The sequence below is a fragment of the Pseudomonas sp. BS-2016 genome (genome assembly GCF_001806145.1).
GTDB lineage: Bacteria > Pseudomonadota > Gammaproteobacteria > Pseudomonadales > Pseudomonadaceae > Aquipseudomonas > Aquipseudomonas lundensis.
The window spans coordinates 1-1,363 of record NZ_MLCT01000168.1; the positions used below are offsets into that span (position 1 = coordinate 1).

At 61.1% G+C, this 1,363-nt stretch carries 3 protein-coding genes; all 3 read left to right on the forward strand.

What is annotated here, in order from left to right; all coding sequences use genetic code 11:
* Nucleotides 1-355, forward strand: a 355-nt coding sequence (locus BKD70_RS23405) for a GntR family transcriptional regulator (RefSeq protein WP_139145828.1), incomplete at its 5' end; no start/stop codon positions are given.
* Nucleotides 352-1,245, forward strand: a complete 894-nt coding sequence (gene prpB, locus BKD70_RS23410) for a methylisocitrate lyase (RefSeq protein ID WP_003193320.1) — start codon at nucleotides 352-354, stop codon at nucleotides 1,243-1,245. The genes BKD70_RS23405 and prpB, both read left to right, overlap by 4 nt.
* A gap of 42 nt (nucleotides 1,246-1,287) precedes the next feature.
* Nucleotides 1,288-1,363, forward strand: a 76-nt coding sequence (locus tag BKD70_RS25510) for a hypothetical protein (protein ID WP_256543266.1), incomplete at its 3' end; no start/stop codon positions are given.

Sequence of the window (1,363 nt, forward strand, 5' to 3'; positions counted from 1 at the left end):
GGTGTTGCACACCCACGAACGGGATGCGGCGTTCCAGGCCGGTGTCGGCTATTACCAGCAGGAAGGCGACTTCGATTTTCACTACCGCATCATTCAAGGTGCCGGTAACCGCACCCTCACCCAAATGCTCTGCGGCGAGCTGTATCAACTGGTGCGCATGTACCGCATCCAGTTCTCCGCCACCCCCAATCGTCCACGCCAGGCCTTTGCCGAGCATCACCGCATTCTGGACGCGATTGCCGATCGCGACGGTGAACTGGCCGAACTGTTGATGCGCCGGCATATCGGCGCCTCCAAACGCAACATTGCCCGTCACTTCCCGGACGGTGCGCCTTCATCACGAGGTGAGTCATGAGTTCCAACAACAACAGCACTCCCGGCCAGCGTTTCCGTGACGCCGTCGCCAGTGAACAGCCCTTGCAAGTGGTGGGCGCCATCAACGCCAACCATGCGCTGTTGGCCAAGCGCGCCGGCTTCAAGGCGATTTATCTGTCAGGTGGCGGTGTAGCCGCCGGCTCCCTCGGCGTGCCGGACCTGGGTATCACCGGCCTGGATGACGTGCTCACCGACGTGCGCCGCATTACCGACGTGTGCGACCTGCCGCTGCTGGTGGACGTGGACACCGGTTTCGGCTCCTCGGCGTTCAACGTGGCGCGTACCGTCAAGTCGATGATCAAGTTCGGTGCCGCCGCCATCCATATCGAAGACCAGGTGGGCGCCAAGCGCTGCGGTCATCGCCCCAACAAAGAAATCGTGTCCCAGCAGGAAATGGTCGACCGCATCAAGGCCGCCGTGGATGCGCGCACCGATGACAGCTTCGTGATCATGGCGCGCACCGACGCCCTGGCGGTCGAGGGCCTGGAGTCCGCGCTGGAGCGCGCCGCCGCATGCATCGAGGCCGGTGCCGACATGGTGTTCCCGGAAGCCATCACTGAACTGGAAATGTACAAGCTGTTCGCCTCCCGCGTGAAGGCGCCGATCCTGGCGAACATCACCGAGTTCGGCGCCACACCGCTGTACACCACCGAACAGTTGAAATCTGCGGATGTTTCCATTGTGCTGTACCCGCTCTCGGCTTTCCGTGCCATGAACAAGGCGGCCGAGAATGTCTACACCGCGATTCGTCGCGACGGTACGCAGCAGAATGTGATCGACACCATGCAAACGCGCATGGAGCTTTACGATCGCATCGACTACCACACCTTCGAGCAGAAGCTCGACGCGCTGTTCGCCGCGAAAAAATAAACCCTGTGGTTCCCTGAACAACTACAAAATTGGAGAACGAACATGGCTGAAGCTAAAGTATTGAGTGGTGCAGGCCTGCGTGGCCAGGTTGCCGGGCAGACGGCACTGTCCACCGTGG